Source organism: Colwellia meonggei (assembly GCF_057537295.1).
In genome coordinates, this window is sequence record NZ_BAAJLZ010000005.1 from 151,175 (window position 1) to 173,491 (window position 22,317).

Annotated in this window: 19 protein-coding genes; 10 read left to right on the plus strand and 9 right to left on the minus strand. The window is 37.3% G+C overall.

Annotation, left to right across the window (positions count from 1 at the left end):
* Position 1 precedes the first annotated feature (1 nt).
* Positions 2-139: a hypothetical protein gene (locus AC27E9_RS13520; protein ID WP_487130995.1), complete on the minus strand. Its 138-nt coding sequence runs from the start codon at positions 137-139 to the stop codon at positions 2-4.
* 31 nt (positions 140-170) lie between these two features.
* Here AC27E9_RS13520 and pdsO point away from each other — a divergent pair, with 31 nt between their 5' ends.
* From pdsO to AC27E9_RS13545, 5 genes are all read left to right on the plus strand, one after another.
* Positions 171-1,010, plus strand: a complete 840-nt coding sequence (gene pdsO / locus AC27E9_RS13525) for a sortase-associated OmpA-like protein PdsO (protein ID WP_487130997.1) — start codon at positions 171-173, stop codon at positions 1,008-1,010.
* A gap of 245 nt (positions 1,011-1,255) precedes the next feature.
* A complete protein-coding gene (locus AC27E9_RS13530; protein ID WP_487130999.1) occupies positions 1,256-1,795 on the plus strand; it encodes a DUF924 family protein in 540 nt (179 codons plus the stop codon).
* 126 nt (positions 1,796-1,921) lie between these two features.
* The gene (locus tag AC27E9_RS13535; protein WP_487131001.1) at positions 1,922-2,080 is read left to right on the plus strand and encodes a YqaE/Pmp3 family membrane protein; all 159 of its coding nucleotides are present in this window, start codon (positions 1,922-1,924) and stop codon (positions 2,078-2,080) included.
* Positions 2,081-2,169: 89 nt separating this feature from the next.
* A complete protein-coding gene (locus AC27E9_RS13540) occupies positions 2,170-2,541 on the plus strand; it encodes a VOC family protein (protein ID WP_487131003.1) in 372 nt (123 codons plus the stop codon).
* Between the two features lie 147 nt (positions 2,542-2,688).
* Positions 2,689-3,204, plus strand: a complete 516-nt coding sequence (locus AC27E9_RS13545) for a DUF6841 family protein (protein WP_487131004.1) — start codon at positions 2,689-2,691, stop codon at positions 3,202-3,204.
* 29 nt (positions 3,205-3,233) lie between these two features.
* Here the strand turns inward: AC27E9_RS13545 and AC27E9_RS13550 are convergent, their stop codons facing one another.
* The gene (locus AC27E9_RS13550) at positions 3,234-4,109 is read right to left on the minus strand and encodes a LysR family transcriptional regulator (RefSeq protein WP_487131005.1); all 876 of its coding nucleotides are present in this window, start codon (positions 4,107-4,109) and stop codon (positions 3,234-3,236) included.
* A gap of 144 nt (positions 4,110-4,253) precedes the next feature.
* The gene (dinG, locus tag AC27E9_RS13555) at positions 4,254-6,368 is read right to left on the minus strand and encodes an ATP-dependent DNA helicase DinG (RefSeq protein ID WP_487131007.1); all 2,115 of its coding nucleotides are present in this window, start codon (positions 6,366-6,368) and stop codon (positions 4,254-4,256) included.
* Positions 6,369-6,431: 63 nt separating this feature from the next.
* On the opposite strand from dinG, the gene AC27E9_RS13560 reads away from it, so the two are divergent.
* A complete protein-coding gene (locus AC27E9_RS13560) occupies positions 6,432-8,924 on the plus strand; it encodes a DNA polymerase II (protein WP_487131009.1) in 2,493 nt (830 codons plus the stop codon).
* Positions 8,925-9,095: 171 nt separating this feature from the next.
* On the plus strand, positions 9,096-10,283 hold the full coding sequence (locus AC27E9_RS13565; RefSeq protein WP_487131011.1) for a cystathionine beta-lyase: 1,188 nt from the start codon (positions 9,096-9,098) through the stop codon (positions 10,281-10,283).
* Positions 10,284-10,428: 145 nt separating this feature from the next.
* Here AC27E9_RS13565 and AC27E9_RS13570 read toward each other — a convergent pair whose 3' ends face one another.
* From AC27E9_RS13570 to AC27E9_RS13580, 3 genes are all read right to left on the minus strand, one after another.
* On the minus strand, positions 10,429-11,817 hold the full coding sequence (locus AC27E9_RS13570; protein ID WP_487131012.1) for an alkaline phosphatase: 1,389 nt from the start codon (positions 11,815-11,817) through the stop codon (positions 10,429-10,431).
* Between the two features lie 66 nt (positions 11,818-11,883).
* On the minus strand, positions 11,884-13,095 hold the full coding sequence (locus tag AC27E9_RS13575) for an endonuclease/exonuclease/phosphatase family protein (RefSeq protein WP_487131320.1): 1,212 nt from the start codon (positions 13,093-13,095) through the stop codon (positions 11,884-11,886).
* Positions 13,096-13,098: 3 nt separating this feature from the next.
* A complete protein-coding gene (locus tag AC27E9_RS13580; RefSeq protein ID WP_487131014.1) occupies positions 13,099-13,731 on the minus strand; it encodes a TetR family transcriptional regulator C-terminal domain-containing protein in 633 nt (210 codons plus the stop codon).
* A 685-nt stretch (positions 13,732-14,416) separates the two neighbouring features.
* On the opposite strand from AC27E9_RS13580, the gene AC27E9_RS13585 reads away from it, so the two are divergent.
* The 3 genes from AC27E9_RS13585 (at position 14,417) to deoA (ending at position 19,468) form a co-directional block, all read left to right on the plus strand.
* Positions 14,417-17,563, plus strand: a complete 3,147-nt coding sequence (locus tag AC27E9_RS13585; protein WP_487131016.1) for a TonB-dependent receptor — start codon at positions 14,417-14,419, stop codon at positions 17,561-17,563.
* 156 nt (positions 17,564-17,719) lie between these two features.
* Positions 17,720-18,139 (plus strand): cytidine deaminase, encoded by a 420-nt coding sequence (locus AC27E9_RS13590; protein WP_487131018.1) that lies wholly within the window; start codon positions 17,720-17,722, stop codon positions 18,137-18,139.
* Positions 18,140-18,151: 12 nt separating this feature from the next.
* The gene (gene deoA, locus AC27E9_RS13595; RefSeq protein WP_487131020.1) at positions 18,152-19,468 is read left to right on the plus strand and encodes a thymidine phosphorylase; all 1,317 of its coding nucleotides are present in this window, start codon (positions 18,152-18,154) and stop codon (positions 19,466-19,468) included.
* 84 nt (positions 19,469-19,552) lie between these two features.
* Here the strand turns inward: deoA and AC27E9_RS13600 are convergent, their stop codons facing one another.
* The 3 genes from AC27E9_RS13600 to AC27E9_RS13610 all read right to left on the minus strand — a co-directional run bounded on the left by AC27E9_RS13600 (position 19,553) and on the right by AC27E9_RS13610 (position 22,271).
* Positions 19,553-20,128, minus strand: a complete 576-nt coding sequence (locus tag AC27E9_RS13600; RefSeq protein ID WP_487131022.1) for a thymidine kinase — start codon at positions 20,126-20,128, stop codon at positions 19,553-19,555.
* Positions 20,129-20,172: 44 nt separating this feature from the next.
* Positions 20,173-20,946, minus strand: a complete 774-nt coding sequence (gene deoC, locus AC27E9_RS13605) for a deoxyribose-phosphate aldolase (RefSeq protein WP_487131024.1) — start codon at positions 20,944-20,946, stop codon at positions 20,173-20,175.
* An 80-nt stretch (positions 20,947-21,026) separates the two neighbouring features.
* Positions 21,027-22,271: a NupC/NupG family nucleoside CNT transporter gene (locus AC27E9_RS13610; RefSeq protein WP_487131026.1), complete on the minus strand. Its 1,245-nt coding sequence runs from the start codon at positions 22,269-22,271 to the stop codon at positions 21,027-21,029.
* Positions 22,272-22,317: the final 46 nt, after the last annotated feature.

A 22,317-nucleotide genomic window follows, 5' to 3' on the forward strand; every position in this document is an offset into this window, starting at 1 on the left:
GCTAATTGTTGCAATTGCCATAATGTTGCCACATTTGCTCAGGGTATTGCCATTTTTGCGTCCATAAGTCGTCGTTTTCATGAGGTTTAATAGCATTATCGAAATAAAGCAGTGCAGAAAACACATTTATATTCTGCACATTAATCATGATTTAATAGAGAGGCATAACAATGACAACTCAAACATTAACCAATAAAAAAACATTAACGCACAATATAGTAACCGCAGCATTGGTGTCGGTATTAACGGTAAGCCCTGTTTTTGCGAATCCACAGAATACAAACTGGCAAGAAGAGCCAAAACAAGAAGTTAGTACGCAAGCAGAGGACGCTCAGCTTAAAGAAGAAATTGGCTTTGGTACAGGTATGGTGATTGGTGCAATATTTGGTGGTCCAGCAGGCGCTTTTATAACAGGATTAGCGGGTAATCTTATTGCTAAAACCATCAATAAAGAAGAAGAAATCGAAACCTTGTCTATTGCTTATCAGCAAGAAAAGCAAAGTAACGACAGAGCTTTAATTGCTTATCAAGAAAAAATAGCTGACGCTGAGCAAGCACATCAGCAAGACTTATTGGCACTAGAACGAAACTATCAATCAGCAAGTTTATTGCAAGCTCAAAACTTATTGATGAGCCTACAGTTTTCAACGGGATCAAGTGAAATTAAAGAACATTATAAAGAGCAAATAACGGCATTAGTTAATATTGTTCAGCAATCGCCTGAATTAACTATAGATCTGTCCGGTTACACCGATAAGCAAGGCAGCGACGAATTAAATCAGGCTTTGTCGTTAGCGCGTATCAACGCAGTTAAAAATGCCTTAATAGATCAAGGTGTGCGAGCAGAGCGAATTAATTTATTTGCCTTTGGCGAGCAGCAACCCGTTGTCGCTTCAAATGAGAAAGAGGTGAGCTTTTATGATCGTCGTGTTGTTATTAAATTAAAAAATGAAGCTGTTGTAAATACAATTAAAGCAACTGGCGATGCACAAGTGGCTAAAAACTTTTAATAAAATAGAGTATACGATAACTAGTCAATGTTTCTTGTTAAAATATTAAGGAGGTGAGGTAATTCAAAATAATGATTAAATAGTTTTTAAACCAAGTAATTGAATTAAAGTTTACTGTAAAGCCAAGGTCTCCCGCCTTGGCTTTTTATTTCCTAACGCAATAAAAAGTAAGCTAATTGTTATAGACAAAGCTAGGTCACTTTGCCTATGCTCAAGGAAGCCATTAAACAGAAATAGAGAAAAGTATGAACTATAGTGCGGTAATTGACTTTTGGTTTAACGAAATATCACCAGAAAAATGGTGGCTTAAAGATCTTGAATTTGATCAGGAAATTAAAAACAGGTTTTTAGCGTTACATCAAAGTGCAAACAAAGGGGAGCTATTTTCTTGGCGAGAGTGCGCTGAAGGGCGGTTAGCAGAAATAATTGTACTTGATCAATTCTCTCGCAATATTTTTCGTGATCAGCCACAAGCGTTTGCATCGGATACGTTAGCACTAGTATTAGCACAAGAAGCGGTAGCGTTAGGTATCGATAAAGAAATAGCAGAAAATAAGCGCAGTTTTATTTATTTACCTTATATGCATAGTGAGTCGAGTGTTATTCATAAAGAAGCGGTTACGTTATATTCTGCGCTTAGTAACAGCTCTAGTTTAGATTTTGAATTGCGCCACCAAACCATTATTTCAAAGTTTGGTCGTTATCCTCATCGCAATATTATTTTAGGGCGGGAATCTAGCGCTGAAGAATTAGCATTCTTGCAACAGCCTAATTCTTCATTTTAGATAAAATTTATCTGGCTAAACGGCAAGTTACTTAAACAAAAAATTTAACTTGTGCTAATAATTAATAGATGAAATATGTTTTGTATTTCGTGTGAATATAACAATAAATAAAAATAGGAAGTTAGTATGAATAAATTAGTGCACATCATTTTGGCAATATTGTTACCCCCTGTGGCAGTGTTTTTAAAGTCTGGGGTCGGTAAAGATTTAGTCATTAATATTATTTTATGTTTGTTCTTTTTTATACCGGGTGTATTACACGCTATTTGGTTGATCACAAAATAAAGCTTAAGCGCCTATAACGCTAAGTTATGTAATTAAGCCTAGTATGTGGGACTTAGCGTTTTATTGCTATTTAGGTAAAGGAATTTGTAATGAAATTAGATTGTTTTTCAGTCAGTTTGGCGGTGAAAGATCTAGAGAAATCTCGAGATTTTTATCAAAACCTTGGTTTTACTGTTTTTGCTGGTGATATGGCGCATAATTATTTAATTATGAAAAATGGCGAAACTAATATTGGCTTGTTTCAGGGGATGTTCGAAGGAAATATTCTCACCTTTAACCCCGGCTGGAATCAAGATGCGCAAGCGCTAGACTCGTTTACCGATGTAAGGGAATTATTAGCATCCGTTGAAGAACATGGTATAGATGTGAACCATAAAGCTATAGAAGGTGAACAAGGACCTGCAAGTTTTTCATTTGTCGACCCAGATGGGAATGCCATTCTTATCGATCAGCACAGATAACAACTCAATAAATTATTAAATTTTGCTCGGTGGTGCATTTTTGCAACATCGAGCAAACATTTTACTCCACGACACCATTCTGAGCTAATGCTAGTGTTTAGTTATCAAACTAAATATCGTAAACATTTGAATGAAATAGGAGTAAATGTGAGAGCACTTAAAAATATATTGCCAATTATGCTTTGTCTGTCGATAAGTTCTGGGGCATTGGCTAATGAAATGAAAAATGGCAAAGAGCGCACTAATAAACAACAAATAGCAAAAGTATTTAAAAATTATATGATTAAATACAATCACTTTATTACCAAACAAGAATTAAAGCTAACGCCAGAACTCTATGCGAAGCAAGTGATGTTGATGACCGGCAATGGCAAATCTACAACATTGACGCCAGAAAAAATGAACCAAGGCGTTACTGGATTTCTAACACAGCTAAAAAGCAAAGGTGTAAATAAAATTGCATGGGAAGCAGTCGAGATTAAATTGCTAACTGATAATATCGCTTTAGCGAGTAATATTGCCGTGCGTTATTTAGCTAATGGTGAGGTGTACGATCGGGCCGGTGCTACCTATTTCCTAAATAAAGCCGAAACTGGTTGGGAAATATCAGCTTTTGCGCTGCACGCTCCTGATAAAACAATTAATTTTTCATCTGAAAGTTAATAGGTTAAATGAAAAGTTAATTAAGGAGGCTATAAATCTTTTTGTCCTGTAATTAGCTTTTCTTTTGCTCTTAAAGCTTGTGTTAAAAACTCCATCAACCTTTTAATACGAGGCACATTACGTAAATCTGGGTGTGTTAATACCCAAATATCTTGATGTGGAAATACTCTGTTTGGCTCAATACGCTGCAAGCCGTCAATAGATTCTGCAATATAACATGCCCCCATTATCATACCTTGTCCTTGAGCTGCGGCGTAATGTCTTAAAACCAAATCTTCAATTCTCATGACAATTTTAGCGTTTGGGTATGGTGAGTTATCAATCCAAGTTGGTTTTCCAGCACTAGCTACGTTTGTTATCCATTGAAAATTATTTTCTTTTTTATTCATTAGATATTGCTGGCTAGCATAGTAACTCAAGGCGATGGGAAACAGCCTGTGGCCTACTAAATGCTCTGACGGTTGGTTTGACACTCTAATAACAATGTCAGCTTCAGACTTATCTAAATTTGCTAATTGATATGATGTTTGCATGTTTAAGTTGATCTGAGGGTATTGCTTTTGAAACTGATATAATTCCTCTAATAATAAAAACTGACCAATCGCTGGCGGGATAGAAAGATTAATATCTCCTGACAAATCGGTTTGGTGTACTTTCCTTAAACGGTTGTCGTTAATTGTTAACTGCTCAATTTTTTCAGCAGAGGCTAATAAAGTTTTACCTGAGGTGGTAATAACGTAACCTCTTTGCGTGAAATCAAATACATCAGAGCCGTATTTTTGATTCAAGCTCGCGAGTCGACGTGACACCGTACTGTGGTTTAATTCTAATTGTTGTGCAGCATTTCTCAGTGTTTTACCACGATGTAACGCAAGTATTAAACGGTAATCGTCCCAATTTTCCATAAAACACCTAAATCATCGTTGTTTGCTGTTGTAATCATACGGGAAAACTTAAGACTAATGAAAGACAAAATAGCAGCTATATCATTGCAAAATATGACAAAACTACTTTTTGTTATATTTCGCTATCATGAATGGATTTATTCTCTATTCAACTATCCGTTTAAATGGTGGTAATGAATTCAGTAAATCTTTACCGTAACGTTTACTGATCACGCGTTTATCCATCAGGGTAATTATGCCGCGATCTTTTTCATTTCTTAACAACCGCCCCGTTGCTTGAATAAGCTTTTTTGATGTTTCGGGGACAGATATTGACATAAAAGGGTTGCCTCCTTTTGCTGTAATATATTCTGCCTGCGCTTCCTCAACAGGGGATGACGGCACGGAAAAGGGTAATTTGGTTATTATAACGTTAGTTAAGTATTCTCCTGGTAAATCTAATCCTTCAGAAAAACTTTGCGTGCCAAAAATAATACTGCTTTGTTGTTTTTCAACTAAGGCTTTATGTGTTTCAATTATTTTTTGTCGTGATTGTTCGCCTTGCACTAGTACGCTGAGTTTATGTTTATCACGCAATGCGGTAACCACTTTGTCCATTTGCCAATATGATGAAAATAGTACTAAACTTGCTTTGCCACGCTTTATTATTGCAGGCAGTTTTTCAATTAATTCATTGGTAAAATTATCGGCACTGGGTTCATAATCCATATTTGCAATCATAAGTTGAGCATTGTTTTGATAATCAAATGGCGAGTCAACTTTTTGGTATTGGCTACCGTCATTGGTTTTCAAGCCAGCTTGGCGGCGAAAATGATCAAATGAATTCAAGGCTAAAATGGTAGCAGAGCAAAGTACGGCTCCTTCGCATTTTGACCACAACATATCTTCCAAGGTAAAACCAACTTCTATCGGGGAGGCTGATAATAAGAAATCGCTGCGTTTCCCTTCTATTTGCTCCATCCAACGTGCCATTGGCGCACCTTTTTCACTGTCGGTTTTGGCATACATTTGCCAAAGGGCATTGAAGTTTTCTAATCGTTGGATCATAAAGCCTGACTCAGCCAATAATGGTTCAGCAAGATACATTTGCGTATCGCCATCTTTAACAGACTCCATCAATAAATTATAAAGCTTGCTCAATTGGCTTAAGCATTTTTTAGAGCTTTCTGATAAATCTTCAGCCCAATTTTTTAATGATTTTGGAATAATACCATTTTCAAATCGATATAAAGGCTCGTTACTTTTGCTGTGATTTTTACCTGCACTATTGGCCGATTGTTGGAAATAAACACTGCGATTATTATCGATAAAAGCCGATACTTTTTGCATATCTGTCAAAATATTTTGGCAATCATCCGCTAATTTAATAGAAGGTGAAATCGCACTTTGTGATTTTACCAACTTTGCTATTTTATCACCGGTTTCCTGTAACTTTCCAAGCCAGTCAGTGGCTCCCTTGGTGGTTAGACTTGCACTAGAGTGGTCACGCGTTACCTTTGGCAGGTGATGTGCCTCATCAATTATATAAAAAGTGTCTTCTGGCGCAGGTAAAATTTTTCCACCACCTAACTCTAAATCAGCCAGTAGTAAACTATGGTTAACTACGATGACATCAGCCGCGTCCATGGTTTCTCTTGCTTTATGAAAAGGGCAATGACTATGTTCCGATAAGTGCTTTAAGCAGCTGTGTTTGTCAGCTTGTATTTGTTGCCAAATAATGTGATTTACAGGCTCAGGCCAAGAGTCAATATCACCAGACCATGAGTTGTCAGTTAATGCTTTATGCATACTATTTAGCATTCTAATATCATGTGCTTGTGGCTTTTCAGCAAAAGTAAAACCAACTTGTGGGCTGTCATCATTAGCAACCGCTTGCGTTAATTTTTGTCGACAAACATAACGTTGTCGACCCTTGGCCAAGGTGAAATTAAAATCTAAGCCGCTATGTTTTTTTAGAAAAGGTAAATCTTTGTCGACCAGTTGTTCTTGTAATGCCACCGTTGCTGTTGTGATACAAACTTTTTTATCACGACTTATTGCCAGTGGAATTGCGCCCAAAGAGTAGGCAAGTGATTTACCAGTGCCTGTACCTGCTTCTATCGTGATAATTTTTCGCTGCTTGTCGTATTCACCAGCAAGTGTTTTCGCTATTTCTGCAATAAGAAATGTTTGTTGTTTACGGGGATTAAAGTTTGTTAAGTTCTCACCAATGCTTTTATAGGAATTTCGGATAATTTGTTTTATTTTTTCGCTTAACATCGCGGCTTAAGTTTCCTATCGACAATAGATGGTTTACACTGCTGTATATATTAACAGTTTGTTGTGATTAATCCACTTGGTATTAACGCCTTAATGCAATTTCCTTCGCCTAAAAACACTAAACAGCAAAACCTGACGAACACTTTCCGTGGATTTCTATTGACGCGTTCGGTACGAGATCGTGGTAATGAAATTGAAATTACCTTGTGGTTGAAAACACCTGATGGCCCTGTTGAACTGATTGTTAATAATGAACGGGTATTATTATTTGTTGAAAGTAGGGTGGCTCAGCAAGTAGAAGAGATTCTTATTGAGCAAAAACTACCTGCCGCAGATATTAAAGGCGTTCCATTAAAAGCATTTAACCAAGAACAAGTTACAGCAGTATACTTTGCAACTTTGCGTGAATTTTATCAGGCAAGGGATGTGCTTAAACAACGAGGTATTAAATGCTACGAAGATGATTTTCGCCCGGACGATCGTTTTTTAATGGAGCGCTTTATTACCGCAGATATGATTTTTAGCGGCACCCAAGCTAAAACTGCACAGCAAAGTTTTTCTACTACTTATCAAAAATTTGAGCAAGTAAAATGTAAACAAGTTAATAAAGCCGAGCAAACGGATATTGAATTAAGCACAGTTTCATTAGATATAGAATGTTCGATGGCGGGGGAGCTTTATTCAATTGGCTTGTATAGTGAATCTTGCCAGCAAGTGTTAATGATAGCTAATGATGACGAAATAGCGCTTGAACAAAAAAGAACAAATGAGACTGATTTCGATATTGTATGGTTAGCTAATGAGCAACAACTGTTATTAGCCTTACTTGATTGGTTTACGCAACACGATCCCGACATTATCATTGGCTGGAATGTTATTAATTTCGACTTTAATTTATTGCAAAAACGCTATGATTTACATGGTGTAAAGTTTTCAATTGGTCGTGACGGTAAAGCACCACACTGGCGTAAAAATAAGAACAGTGAACAACAGTTTATTGAAATAAATGGCCGAGTTATCCTTGACGGCATAGACTTGCTAAAAACAGCGACTTATAGCTTTCCTAGCTTTTCACTTGATAATGTTGCTAACACATTGCTGGGTATAGGTAAAAAAGTAGATGATGTTGACAATCGAGTGCAAGAAATCACCGACAATTTCTATAATAATAAAACGGCACTCGCAATTTACAATTTAGAAGACTGCCGCTTAGTGTTAGAAATATTTAAGCATACGCAGTTACTTGAGTTTGCCATGTTGCGAGCACAGCTAACAGGGCTGGCAATTGATCGTATTGGTGGCTCAGTTGCAGCATTTACAAATTTATATTTACCCAAGTTACATCGAAGTGGATATGTTGCGCCGAATATGGGCGATGGTGATCAAGGTTTTGAGTCGCCCGGTGGCTTTGTTATGGACTCAACTCCAGGACTGTATAACAACGTTTTAGTACTTGATTTTAAAAGCTTGTATCCGAGCATAATTCGCAGCTTTAATATTGATCCTATGGGCTTGATTGAAGGGCTAAAATCACCAGAGGTTTCGATTGAAGGCTTCGATGGTGCATATTTTTCAAGAGAGCAGCACTTTCTACCTAATATTATTAATGAGCTTTGGAAAGAGCGAGACATTGCTAAACGTGATAACAATGCAGCTTTATCGCAAGCGATAAAAATTATCATGAATTCGTTTTACGGTATTTTAGGCTCAACGGGATGCCGTTTCTTTGATCCACGACTTTCCGGCTCCATCACAAAGCGTAGCCACAGTATTTTGAAAACGACAAAAACATGGATTGAAGCCAAAGGTTATCAAGTTATTTACGGTGACACTGATTCGATTTTTGTTCATATTGGAGATGATCAAACTGAAACATCAAGTAGGGCATTAGGCAAAGCACTGCAAGATTATATTAACCAACAGTGGCAAGCGCAGCTACAAACGCAATTTAATATTACCAGTGAGCTTGAAATAGAGTTTGAAACCCATTTTAGCAAGTTTTTAATGCCAACAGTACGTGGACAAGATGTGGGTACTAAGAAACGCTATGCGGGCCTTGTGCTTAAAAATGGAAAACAGACTTTAATGTTTAAAGGTTTAGAAAGTGTTCGCACAGATTGGACAGAGTTAGCGAAACAGTTTCAACGACAGTTATATGACATGGTATTTAATGGCCAGCCAGTTGAAAGCTACATTAAGCAGGTAGTTGCGGAAACTTTAGCTGGAGAGCACGACAGTAAATTAGTTTATCGAAAACGTTTGCGGCGAAAATTAGAGCTTTATGTTAAGAATGTACCTCCACATGTACGTGCAGCAAGATTAGCTGATGAAATAAATAAAGCTCAAGGTAAGCCGTTAAAGTATCAAAACAAGGGCTGGATAGAATACGTAATGACAATGAATGGTCCGCAAGCAAAAGGTTACCAAAATGCGCCGTTAGATTATCAACTATATATAGATAGACAGCTACATGCCGTTGCTGATGCAATTTTACCTTTTATCAATACCAGCTTTGATGAAATTACTAATGCACAAATGAATTTATTTGATTATTAAGCATTCAATAGTACCGTTTATATTCAATAGAATATCCATCTAGAACAAATGAAACTATTGCATGAAAAAATAATGCGTGCTTCTTATCATTATTCAATGATATAACTAGTTTATGGATGGCTAGATAGCCATAATAATTGTTGTGGTAATTTCTTAGGAATAATTGAGCAAATGAAAAAAGAAACCAAAATTATCAACGCTGGCAGAAAAAGTCAGTGGACACGTGGTGTTGTTAATCCTCCGGTTGAACGAGCGTCGACCGTGGTATTTAATTCTGTAAAAGAAATGAAGCACGCAACAGCAAATAAGGCTAATCAGGTATTGTTTTATGGTCGCCGTGGTACCTCCACTTCATTTGCTTTTAGTGATGCAATGACTGAGCTTGAAGGTGGTGCAGGGTGTGCGTTGTACCCGTCAGGTACGGCAGCAATTACTAATGCTATTTTAGCATTTGTTAAATCTGGTGATCATATTTTAATGGTGGATACCGCTTATGAGCCTACTCGTGATTATTGCGATAAGATACTGTCGAAACTAGGAATAGAAACGAGCTATTACGACCCACTTATCGGCAGCGATATTGAACATTTAATCAAACCTAATACCTCATTAGTTTTTCTTGAGTCGCCTGGTTCGATTACCATGGAAGTACAAGATGTTCCTGCGATTGCAGAGATTGCTCATCGCCATAATTGTATTGTGATGCTCGATAATACTTGGGCAGCAGGGGTAAATTTTCAGCCATTTGATTTTGGTGTTGATGTTTCTGTGCAAGCTGCAACTAAATACATTGTAGGGCATTCTGACGTTATGTTAGGTACAGCTACGGCAACTGCTGAGCACTGGCCACAATTACGAGAAAGCAGTTATACCATGGGACAATGCACCTCGCCAGATGACTTGTATTTGGCAATGCGGGGCATTAGAACCTTACCGGTGCGTTTAAAGCAGCATCAAGAAAGTGCCTTAAAAGTTGCAAATTGGTTGTCAACTCGCACGGAAGTTGAAACCATTTTACATCCAGCACTTCCGTCATGCCCTGGACATAGTGAATTTATTCGCGATTTTACTGGCGGGAATGGTTTATTTTCATTTGTTTTAAACAAAGGTAATCAAGCAGCACTAACCGCTTTTTTGGACGGTATGGAACATTTTAAAATGGGCTACTCATGGGGCGGCTTTGAAAGTTTAATTTTAGGCATTGCTAACGTAAACAAATTGCGCACTGCAACACAATGGCCATATCAGCACCCATTGATTCGCTTACATGTTGGCTTAGAAAATGTTGATGATTTAATTGAAGATCTAGAACGTGGTTTTGCCCGTTTTAATGAAGTTTTATCCGCTACTAGCATTTAGTGTAAAGTATTTGATCTGAGCACATGAAACAAAAACGCCGAGTATAACTCGGCGTTTTAATAACAGTGTTAAATTTGCTGTAATTAAATTCAAACTAAAGCAGTTAATTATTACTAAATAAAAGCTATTGCCAGAAAGGCTAAGTTTACTTTTTACCTAGTAATGTGAATATTTTAGTAGCTACTTCTGTATTATCGATGTGGCCATTAAATAGTTCTTTTTGTTGTCCGATAGCAAATACGGGCACATCAACACCAGTATGGCCAAAGGTTGTCCAACCCGTAATGCTGCGTTGGTCAATAATGCGGTTGATATGTTGACGTAATAACTTTTGTGCCGTTGGCTTTTTCATTTTAACTTTTTCTGCTTTTGGTAGCTTGTTATAAGTGATTAAAGCATCAGCTAAAGATTTTTTTGTTGCTATTAATTGTGCGGCTTCTGCTTCAGTTATTTCAAAATTAAGTAATTCACTCACATTTTTTGCCGTTATTTCTTGTATAGCTAACTTTTTAGCAATTGCATCTGCTGACATGGTCATGCTGCGCAGTACTTCAGGTTGCCATAAGTATTTGCCACCTTGTCCTATGGTAAAGCCACCTGTACTGTGGTCTGCAGTGAGTATAACCAATGTATCTGGATTTTTCTCTACATAGAATTCTAAATACTCAAGTGTTTTTGCTAAGTCGTCCATTTCCGCCATAGCTACGGCAATATCATTGCTATGACCGCCCCAATCAACTTGACTGGCTTCAATTAGCATAAAAAAGCCATTTTTATTTTCTAGTTGAGAAATTGCAGGTTTTACCATAGTAGATAGACGATGTTTATTACTGTCATCTAATGCCCAAGGTAAACCTTTATCTGCAAATAAGCCCAGTACTTTTTCATTACTTGGTAGTGCTGCAAGTTGCTGGTAATTATCAATGTATTTGAAACCTTTAGCTTTAAATGCTTCAACTAAATTTTTATCTTCACGGATAAAATATTGCCAACCACCACCAAGTAATACATCGATATCTTCATGTGCTGCTAAATAGCTATCAGCTATTTCGTTATAGTTATGACGACTTTCGTTATGCGCTAAATAAGAAGCAGGGGTTGCATGGTTAATTTGTGAGGTAACTACCATTCCGGTTTTCTTACCTTGTTTTTTCGCCCACACTAAAACAGATTCAATCGGTTTTTTATTAACATCAACACCGATAGCACCATTGTATGATTTAGTGCCTGTGGCAAGTGCTGTTGCACCCGCAGCTGAATCAGTAACATAACCTGACACTCTTGCAGGATACGTACTGCTGCTACCAACTAAATGGCGATCAAAAACAGTATGTTCAATAACTGCTGTATCTGGATTGTCGTTAAAATAGCGATATGCTGTGGTATAGGCAGGCCCCATGCCATCACCAACAATCATAATAATGTTCTTAGGGGCGTCATTCTTAGCAATAGTTGTAATGTCGTTATTGGTCTGAATTTGACTACATGACATAACCATTAAACTGGTTAAAATAGTTGGAACGAGTTTCTTCATGCTTGTTTTTCCGGTTAATATACTTATGAACAAGTGCTAGTATCTGCACTTGTCCAATGAAAGGTTTTACTTCGCTTTTAATTCAACATCGACCCATACAAGTCGATGATCTGAAGAAGCTGCGCGATCTTTAATTAATCTAAATTCAGCCTCATCTGCTTTTGGCCAAAATATGCCGGAGTCAAGTACTGACATTTGTGATTTGGCAGGCAGCACATAATCTGCTCGCATTCCCCAAAACGCTGTATGATTTTTCGCATTTGGATTATCAGCGCGATGAAGCTTACCGCCTTCGCTTTCTGGTTTAGGATCTTGAACTCGTGGATGATGTGTTAAGCGATGGATACCCGATTTTATTGCATTACCGTCAATAGCATCAGCGTTTAAATCTCCCAATATAACAAAGGCTTTATCTTTGGCTAAGCCGCCATATTGCTTATTATCATCATAAATATAGCTTGCAGCACTTGGTGTTAAATAGTCTATCCAAAAGCGAATTTCGTCAAAGTTACGTTTGCCGTTCCTATCTTCGGGTCCGTCAAAAACAGGAGGTGTTGGGTGGCTCGCTAATACATGTAGTATTTGTCCATTAATATTGACTGGAATATCCCAATGCGATTTTGATGAAAGGCGAAAATTATTCCAAGCTTGTTCGCTATACCAAGGTGTTTTCGATTCAGGATCAATTGGTACTAAGGCATTAGGCATATCTTGCCATTTAAACTGTTGGAATGTTCTGATTTTTTCTTGGTTAATTGGGTATTTTGAAAGCAACGCCATCGCGAAATGGCCAGGAAAATAACCAAAACCATAAGCATCATTTGGCAAAACACCTGACTTAGTATCATTGTTTAAATCATACTGAGTCGCAACACCGGTATTAACAGGACCTTGATAATAGTGTGGGTAATCGATGCCAGCATTACCGTTTTGAGACTTATTTAGGTAGCTCTTAATGAACTGCTGTAATGACTGATGTGATTCATCAAAGCGATCAAATTCATTAAGTAAAATAATATCAGGATTTACTCGCTGGATAATTTCTGCAATGTTTTTGATCTGTTGGCGATTATCTTTAAGTGCTGCTGCAAGCTCTTTGCCTGTTACTTTAACCGCTTTATCTTGCTGACTTGAGTGGTAGTTAAGTGCTTCCATGCTGACATTAAATGTTGCAATGCGAAGTTTAGGTACGCTACTTTGTTCTTGATGAGCCATAACTTTACCTGCTGAAAACAAAAGGGTAGTTGCTAATGCAGCTGTTAATAATCGCACATTAATTCCTTACTTTAGGCCGCAGCCACGTAAAATAAAATCGGTTAAAAATTCAGTCACTTGTGTAATGTCATCTTCTTCATAATCGGCACGGTTCATTATCGTAAGAACTTGCTGTTCAAAGTCAGCATAATGTTGCGTAGATGACCAGATTAGAAAAATAAGTTTTACAGGGTCGACATTCGCCATCTCACCATTATCTATCCAAACTTGAAATGTTTTTGCCTTTTCTCTAACCCATTGACGTAAATAAGTGCGGGCAAACTCCTTCAAGTGCAATGCGCCTTGAATAATTTCCATCGCATATATTTTAGATGCTTGAGGATGCTCGAAAGACATTTTTACTTTTGCGGCAATAAATTTCTCTATCGCTATTATTGGCCCTTCACTTGTATCAATGTCACCAATACCTTGATCCCAGGTATCTAATGTTAATTGTAAAACTGCGTGGTAGATATTTTCTTTGTTTTTAAAATAATAAAGAACATTGGCTTTAGGTAAACCAGCAGAATCAGCGATTGACTGTACAGTAGCGCCTTTATAACCTTGTAAAATAAATTCTTTTTGCGCGGCTGCTAAAATGACGGCTTCACTTCTCGCTCTTATGCTTCCTTGCTTATCATTTGTTGTTTTGTTGCTCACACGAATAACCTTTTAAATTATATTTTTATTTGTTTAGGGTGATTTTATTACACTAATATTACATATTTTTGAACTTGTTCTATGCTTAGAGCTAGCTTTGATTATGAAAATTCAACTTTTGGCTATTGATACGAATAAAATACTGCATTTTAGTCATAATTTTATTTCATATTCATTAGTTATCAACTAGTTTAAGTTAATTACGTAGTTAAGGCACTGTTTTAATACGTTTTGTCTGTTTATTTAATAACCATCACGGAATAATTATCCTAATTGTTCCATTGGTTAATAAATATAATAAAATATAAGCCTTTAAAAAAGGCTATAGAAGCATACAAGGTTTTATCCTGACCATATGGTTTGTTTTTATCATTTTTTGTTATGGTAAATGGCTTTTGAAACATTTATTGTTATAAGTGATTTTTTGTCTTGTTTGTATTTTGTTTTTAAGTGTTTGTTTTTTTTGCATTATTTGTTCCTGCTTGTGTTTTAATAATTTAAATTAAAAAAAATATTTAGTTACTAAAATAGTAACTGTAAAATTATGTAATGAAAATGTAATAAAACTCTGGTCTAATTTCTGCTGAAATACACTTAAAAAATAATAATTAAATTAAAAATTAGCTAAGTGAAACTAAAAATAAACAATTTACAAAACATTATAAAACTTCTACCAAGGAACTAAATGATGAAAAATCATCGTCTCTCACGCATTACTGGCGCGGTTGTACTTGCGCTTGGATTGTCAACATCAGCCGTAGCTGATACATCGTCAAGTATTCGAGGCAGTATTGTCGGTCCACAAGGCAACGCCGCAGAAAATACATCATTGACTATTATCCACGAGCCAACAGGAACAAGACGTACTGTTACGACTAATGAATCAGGTGCCTTTTTTGTTAAAGGTTTACGTGTAGGCGGTCCATATAAAGTTGTTATTGATTCTGATAAGTTTAAAGATGCTGAAGTTTCTGACCTTTACCTTTCTTTAGGTGAAACTAGACGCTTAGATCAACAGTTACAATCTGATAACGTTGAAACTATTACTGTAACCGGTAGCCGTACTTTTTTTAATTCAAATGCCAATGATAGCTATTATGGTTCAGAGGAGATTGGTAAAACACCAAGCTTAAATCGTGACCTTAAAGATGTAGTTCGTAATAACCCATTAGTTGTTATTCAACCGGGCGATGATAGTGCAATGACAATTGCGGGTTCAAACCCTCGATTTAACTCTATCAGTATTGATGGTATTCCACTTAATGATGATTTTGGTCTAAATAATAATGGTTACCCAACGCAACGTAACCCATTCCCATTAGATGCACTTGATCAAGTTACTGTAAATGTCGCGCCTACACATGCAAAATCAGGTGGTTTTACTGGCGGTGCTGTTGATGCGGTATTCAAATCAGGTACGAATGAAGTTCACGGTAACTTTTTTTACGAAAAAACAAACGATAGTCTTGCAGGCACTCCAAAAGATAATGGCGAAGAACGTCCTATTGATTTTGAAGAAAAAAATTATGGTTTTACTTTAGGTGCTCCATTAATCGAAGATAAATTATTCTTCTTCGGTGCTTACGAGAAGTTTGAATCTCCGCAAGTTATCGAATTCGGCGCTGGTGGTTCTGGTATCGGATCTAACGAAACATCAGTAACAGTAGATGAAGTTAACCGTATTAAAGAAATTGCTAATCGTGTTTACGGCGTATCTGAAATTGGTGAGTTTGATTCTCAACCACAACTCGAAGATGAAAAGTACATCATCAAGTTAGACTGGAACATTAACGACGAACATCGTGCAAACTTTGTTTACATGTTCAATGAAGGTAACAATACTCGCAACACGACATCAAGCAACCGTGAATTACGTTTAGACACTCATTGGTATAACAAGTTTGAAAAGTTAAATAACTTCAGCGCCAAATTATACTCAGATTGGACTGATGACTTTTCAACTGAAATTAGTTTAACGAAGAAAAAAGTTGAAACAGGGCAAGTTTCACTTAAGAAAGATCTTGGTTTAGGTGACGTTACAATTAGAAATATTGGTGACAACCGTGGTTCACTAGCATTTGGTTCAGATGCTTTCCGCCATTCAAACTCACTTGATAATGAATTATTAATTGCTAAATTTGATGCAAGTTACTTATATGAAGATCATGTAATTGATTTCGGTATTGATTATCAAATTCTTAAAGTTGAAAACCAGTTTTTACCTAACTCACGAGGTACTGTAGAATTTAACAGCATTGAAGATTTCGAGAATAGAGCTGTATCTCGTTATACATATGAAAATGGTGTAGGTAATGATCCATTAGCTGTAGCTGCTGCATTTGAACGTCAAGACTTAAAGCTTTATATCAATGATACTTGGGATTATAACGACGATTTAACATTATCATTTGGTTTACGTTATGAGCGCTTGTCTTCAGATGATAAGCCAAGGTTTAACCCAGGCGTATACGATCGTACAGGCTTTGATAATACATACAACCTAGATGGTGTTGATATTCTATTACCTCGTTTAGGCTTCACTTATACAGTAAATGATGATGTAACTGTACGCGGTAGTGCAGGCCGTTATGCTGGTGGTAATCCAAATGTTTGGATTTCAAACTCATATTCAAATGACGGTATTAGTAAGTTGGGTGTATCAGGACGTAATTTTATCGCCGAAGGTAACATTCTTACTACTCCACCGCAGGAGGCAATTGATGCTGTAAACAGTGGCACAGGGAATAGTACTTCTAACTTAATCGATCCTAACTTTGACATCCCTTCACAGTGGACTTACATGTTAAACACTGAAGTTAACATTGATATTCCAATGTTAGGTGACGATTTTGCTTGGACAACTACGGCAATTTACACTGACAAAGAAGATTCTGCTGAATGGGTAAATGCTGCATTATTACAACAAGGTGATGTGGTTGGTAGCACCAAAGATGGTGCATTACCATTTTATGATACGCGTGAGCTAGAAATCATGCTAACGAATGCTGAAAAAGATGGTCGTTCAGTTATTTTAAGTACAGGTTTAGCGAAGAATTTCGATAATGGTATCAACTTCAATGCTTCATACACATACCAAGACATTACTGAAGGTAACCCAGGAGGGTCTTCTACTGCACGTAGTAATTACCGATTTGGTCATTTTTCAGATCACCAAGAAACTCAAGTAGGTACTTCATCTTACGAAACTAAGCATCGTTTAGTGGCAAGCTTAGGTTACGATACAGAGTTTTTTGAAGGTTATGAAACAAGCTTTAACTTATTCTTTGAGCGTAAGTCAGGTTCTCCTTATAGCCACTTAGTTGATTTAACTAACCTACAAGGTGGTCGCTTCTTTGACCAAGACTTGATTCAACCTTCAGGTTTCGGTTCAACCTTTGGTGGCAACTACTTAGCTTACGTACCAACAGCTGGCGATGCAAATGTACGGTACGAAGGAACAACAGAAGCAGAAGTGTTAGCTTACTTTGATTCATTAGGTTTATCTGGATCTGCAGGAAAATTAGTTGACCGTGGCCAAGGTAATGCTCCTTGGACGAACAGTTTAGATTTATTTGTTTCACAAGAAATTCCTGGTTTTAGTGAAGATCATAAAGGTGAAGTTTATTTTGTAGTAAATAACTTACTTAACTTGATTGATTCTTCGCAAGGTAAAGTATACCGTCAAGAATTTGGTACTCGCGAAGTAATTCAGATGGATATTGATAGAGTAACTGGTCAGTACATCTATGGTGCACCAGTGCAAGATGATTTACGATTTGAAGCTAAACAATCTACCTACCGCATTAAAATTGGGGTTAAATACACATTCTAATTTTGTGCTAAGTGAATAATATAAAAGCCAACATTTATGTTGGCTTTTTTTTTACTGAAATTTGCTAATTTACATGTTATACGCTTGACCTAAAAGCAAATGTCAATTAGCATACGATTACTGACCAAATGGTCAACAAATAGGGTTTTATGTTTTATGGTAAATAATAACAATATCGACTGGCAGCAATTAGCAGAGAAAGCTAAAGAAGGTTTTGCAAACGCTTATGCGCCTTATAGCAATTTCCATGTTGGTGCTGCCGCATTAACGACTAATGGGCATATTGTTAAAGGCTGTAACGTTGAGAATGCATCATATGGCTTAACGATTTGTGCGGAACGTAATTGTTTAGCACAGGGAGTTATTGCAGGTGAACAAGAATTTTCAGCTATTGTTATCTATACCAATCAAGATAAATTGACTCCGCCATGTGGCGCATGTCGACAGGTGATAGCAGAGTTTTTATCGCCACAAGCGCTCGTTAAAGCTGTTAATCATAATAATGACTCTAAGGAATGGACAGTTAGTGAGTTATTACCGGATGCTTTTACCCCTAAAGATCTACTTGAACAATAAGGATTAAAATTAATGTTACTACCACAAGAAATTATTCGCACCAAACGCAATGGTGGTTCACTCTCCCAAGAACAGATACAAAGTTTTGTTGATGGTTTAGTAACAAAAAATTTTAATGATGCACAAGTAGGTTCTATGGCCATGGCCATCTTTCAAAAGGGTATGGAAACCTCTGAAATTGTTAACCTAACTTTAGCAATGAAAAATTCTGGTGATGTTCTTAGTTGGCCAGAGCTTGATGGTCCGATTGTTGATAAACACTCAACAGGGGGCGTTGGCGACAAAGTCAGCTTTATGCTTGCCGCAATTGTGGCAGCATGTGGAGCATACGTCCCTATGATATCTGGTCGTGGTCTAGGTCACACTGGCGGCACTTCAGATAAGCTTGAGAGTATTGCTGGATTTAACGTTCAGCCAAGCATTAACGACTTTAAGAGTATTGTTAAAGATCTTGGTGTTGCTATTATTTCTCAAACCGATAATTTGGCTCCTGCTGATAAGCGTTTGTATGGTATTCGTGATATAACAGCGACGGTTGAATCTATTCCGTTAATTACCGCCTCAATTTTGTCCAAAAAGCTTGCTGCAGGCTTAGATTCTTTAGTTATGGATGTTAAAGTCGGTAATGGTGCCATGATGTCCAACATTGATGACGCCCGTGCATTAGCACAAAGTATTGTTAATGTTGCAAATGGTGCAGGAGTGCCGACACAAGCAATTATTACAGATATGAACCAAGTGCTTGGTGCTACTGCTGGTAATGCCTTGGAAATGGCAGAAACCGTAAAGTATCTTACCGGAACTTTGCGCGAGCCTCGTTTACATGCGGTTGTTGTTGCGTTAGCAAAAGCTATGCTTATCAGTGCAAAAGTTGCTGAAAATGAAGAGATTGCTTTGGAGAAAATTAATCACGCATTAAATTCTGGAGAAGCTGCAGAAATTTTTGGAAAAATGATTCATATACTAGGCGGCCCAAGTGATTTTATTGAAGAACCTTGGAAATCGATGGAGCGTGCGAATGTTATTGTTGATGTTATTGCACCAGAGCATGGTTATATAGTTGGTATGCAAACCAGAGACATTGGTATGTCAGTTGTAGGTTTAAAAGGTGGGCGAACCGCTAATGGGCAGGCGATTGATCATAGTGTTGGATTTGATCGAATTTTACCAATTGGTACGTTAGTAAATCGTGGTGATGTTGTTGCTCGTGTTCATGCCAGCGATAATACTGCGGCGCAAGTAGCAAGTGAACAATATATTGCGGCTTTGGTTATTAATTCAAAATATGCAGATGAGCAGCCTGTTATTTACCAAACAATAACAGGTTAGCATCATACCTTTAACGATGTTTCATTAATAAAAAAGGAGATGAATTATTCATCTCCTTTTTTATTCTTTTCTTTTCAATAGGTGTTACCAAACCAAGGCTTTAAAGTGACGGCGACATAATGATTCATAGCGTTCATTACCGCCCACTTCAATTTGTTCACCGCCTTTGACGGCATTACCTTCTGCATCACAGCGAATAACAAAGTTAGCTTTTTTACCGCAGTGGCATATGGTTTTAAGTTCCACTAGTTTATCAGCCCATGCCAGAAGTGCGGCACTACCGCCAAAAGTTTCACCAAGAAAGTCGGTACGAATACCGTAGGCTAATACTGGAATATTAAGTTCGTCGACAATATCGGTCAACTGCTTAACTTGTTGCTTAGTTAAAAATTGCGCTTCATCAATTAATACGCAAGCGAGTTTATTATTTTGAACATAGCTTTGAACTTCTAAAAAAACGTTGGTTGTTTCTTCAAATAATTGCGCATCAGCATGAATACCTAGTCGAGATGATACTTTACCTTCTGCAAACCTATCATCAATCCGTGCCGTAAATAGCAAGGTATTTAAACCTCGCTCACGATAGTTATAAGAAGATTGCAACAAGTGAGTCGATTTACCAGCATTCATTGTTGAATAATAAAAGTATAACTGCGCCATATCACTTTAAACCTTTGTTATTATTTTTGTTAAGTAATAGTTAATTAATAGCTACTTGGATCAGCGACGTCGTTACTTGCGCCTAAAGTATTCAATAAGTTCGTTAGTAAGCTACTTGCACCAAATCTAAAGTTATTTTTGCTAGCCCAGTCAGCACCTAAGATGTCTGCAGCTAAATCTAAATATACAGCCGCATCTTCAGCGCTTTTAACGCCACCAGCGGGCTTAAATCCAACTTTGGTATTTTTGTTTTTAATAACACTTAACATGAGTTCAGCTGTTTTTGGCGTTGCGTTTACTGCAACTTTACCTGTTGAGGTTTTAATAAAGTCAGCACCGGCAGCAATCGATAACTCACTGGCTTTGATAATCAATACATCAGTTTTTAATTCACCACTTTCAATAATTACTTTTAGTTGTACATTATCACCACAAGCTAATTTACAGGCTTTTACAAGTTCAAAGCCGACAGTTTCATTGCCTGCAATTAATGCTCGGTATGGGAATACTACGTCAACTTCATCGGCACCATAGGCAACCGCTGCTTTAGTCTCAGCAACGGCAATATCAATATCATCATTGCCATGTGGAAAGTTGGTTACAGTGGCAATTTTTACTTCTGGTGTTCCTTGTGCCGCAAGTGTTTTCTTTGCCAAGGGTATGAAACGAGGGAAGATACAAATAGCGGCAGTGTTACCTTTTGCTGACTTTGCATTTTTACAAAGTGAAATTATATCATCGGCGCTTTCGCTATCGGTTAAACTTGTTAAGTCCATCATATGAAGTGCGCGTTGGGCGTAGTTTTCAATTGTACTCATGATATGCCTCATATTATAAAAGAGAGTATTAATTAGCCTAAACGAGTTGATTTAGGCTAATAAAAGTTTTGTAGTTTTGGTTATAGGCTAACAAACAGCCCAGCGATTGCTGCGCTCATAAGGTTTGCCATTGTTGCCGCTAACATCGCTTTCATGCCTAAACGAGCGATGTCTGGGCGGCGATTTGGTGCCATCGAACCGATACCACCTAGTAGAATTGCAATTGACGATAAGTTAGCAAACCCACACAAAGCAAAGGTAATGATTGCTTGTGTTGTTGGTGATAAGGTATCTTTTATTTCGACAAAGTTTACATAGGCAAAAAATTCATTTACAACAATTTTTTGCCCAATAAAACTACCGGCTTGTAACATTTCGTCAAACGGTACACCAATAAGGAAAGCAAAAGGTGCGAATAAGTAACCTAGAATCCATTCAATGGTGATGCCTTCAAAGCCTAGTAGGCTTCCAAAGCCAGACACCATAGAGTTTAGCAGGGCAATAATAGCGATAAAGGCTAGTAACATTGCGCCAACATTTACTGCAAGCTTTAACCCTGAAGCAGCGCCAGACGCCGCAGCATCAATAACGTTAGCAGGTTTGTCACCTTCGTTGTCAACCTCAACGTCGGAATAATCATTTTTAATTTCTTCGGTTTCTGGCAGCAATATTTTTGCCATTAACAAGCCACCAGGTGCCGCCATAAACGATGCGGCAATTAAGTACTCTAATTTAACGCCTAACCCCGCATAGCCTGCCAATATCGAGCCAGCGACAGATGCTAAACCACCCACCATAATTGCAAATAATTCTGATTGGCTCATTTTGGCGATGTAAGGACGAATAACTAAAGGTGCTTCAGTTTGTCCTACAAAAATATTAGCTGTAGCAGAAAGTGATTCAGGCTTTGAAGTTTTCAAAAGCTTTTGTAAGCCACCGCCAATAATTTTAACTACCCACTGCATTACGCCTAAATAATATAGTACAGCAATAAGAGATGAGAAAAATATAATTACGGGTAATACACGGATGGCGAAAACAAAACCAACACCATTATCAAACATAGCGTCGGTGCCTAAGCCGCCAAATAAAAAGTTGATACCGGCTTTAGCACTATCAATAACTTGTTGTACGCCATTAGTTATGGAACCAAGTACATCTTTGCCAAACGGCACGTAAAGTACAAAAGCGCCTAATAAAATTTGCAAAGAAAAAGCAAACCCCACCGTACGCCAGTTAATCGCTTTACGATCTTTTGACAATAAAAAGGCAATTACTAATAGAGCAACAATACCCATTACGCCCCTAAGTGCACTTAAATCCATACTTACCTCATAATTTACTTTGTTATCGTTATTATATTTTTAAAAT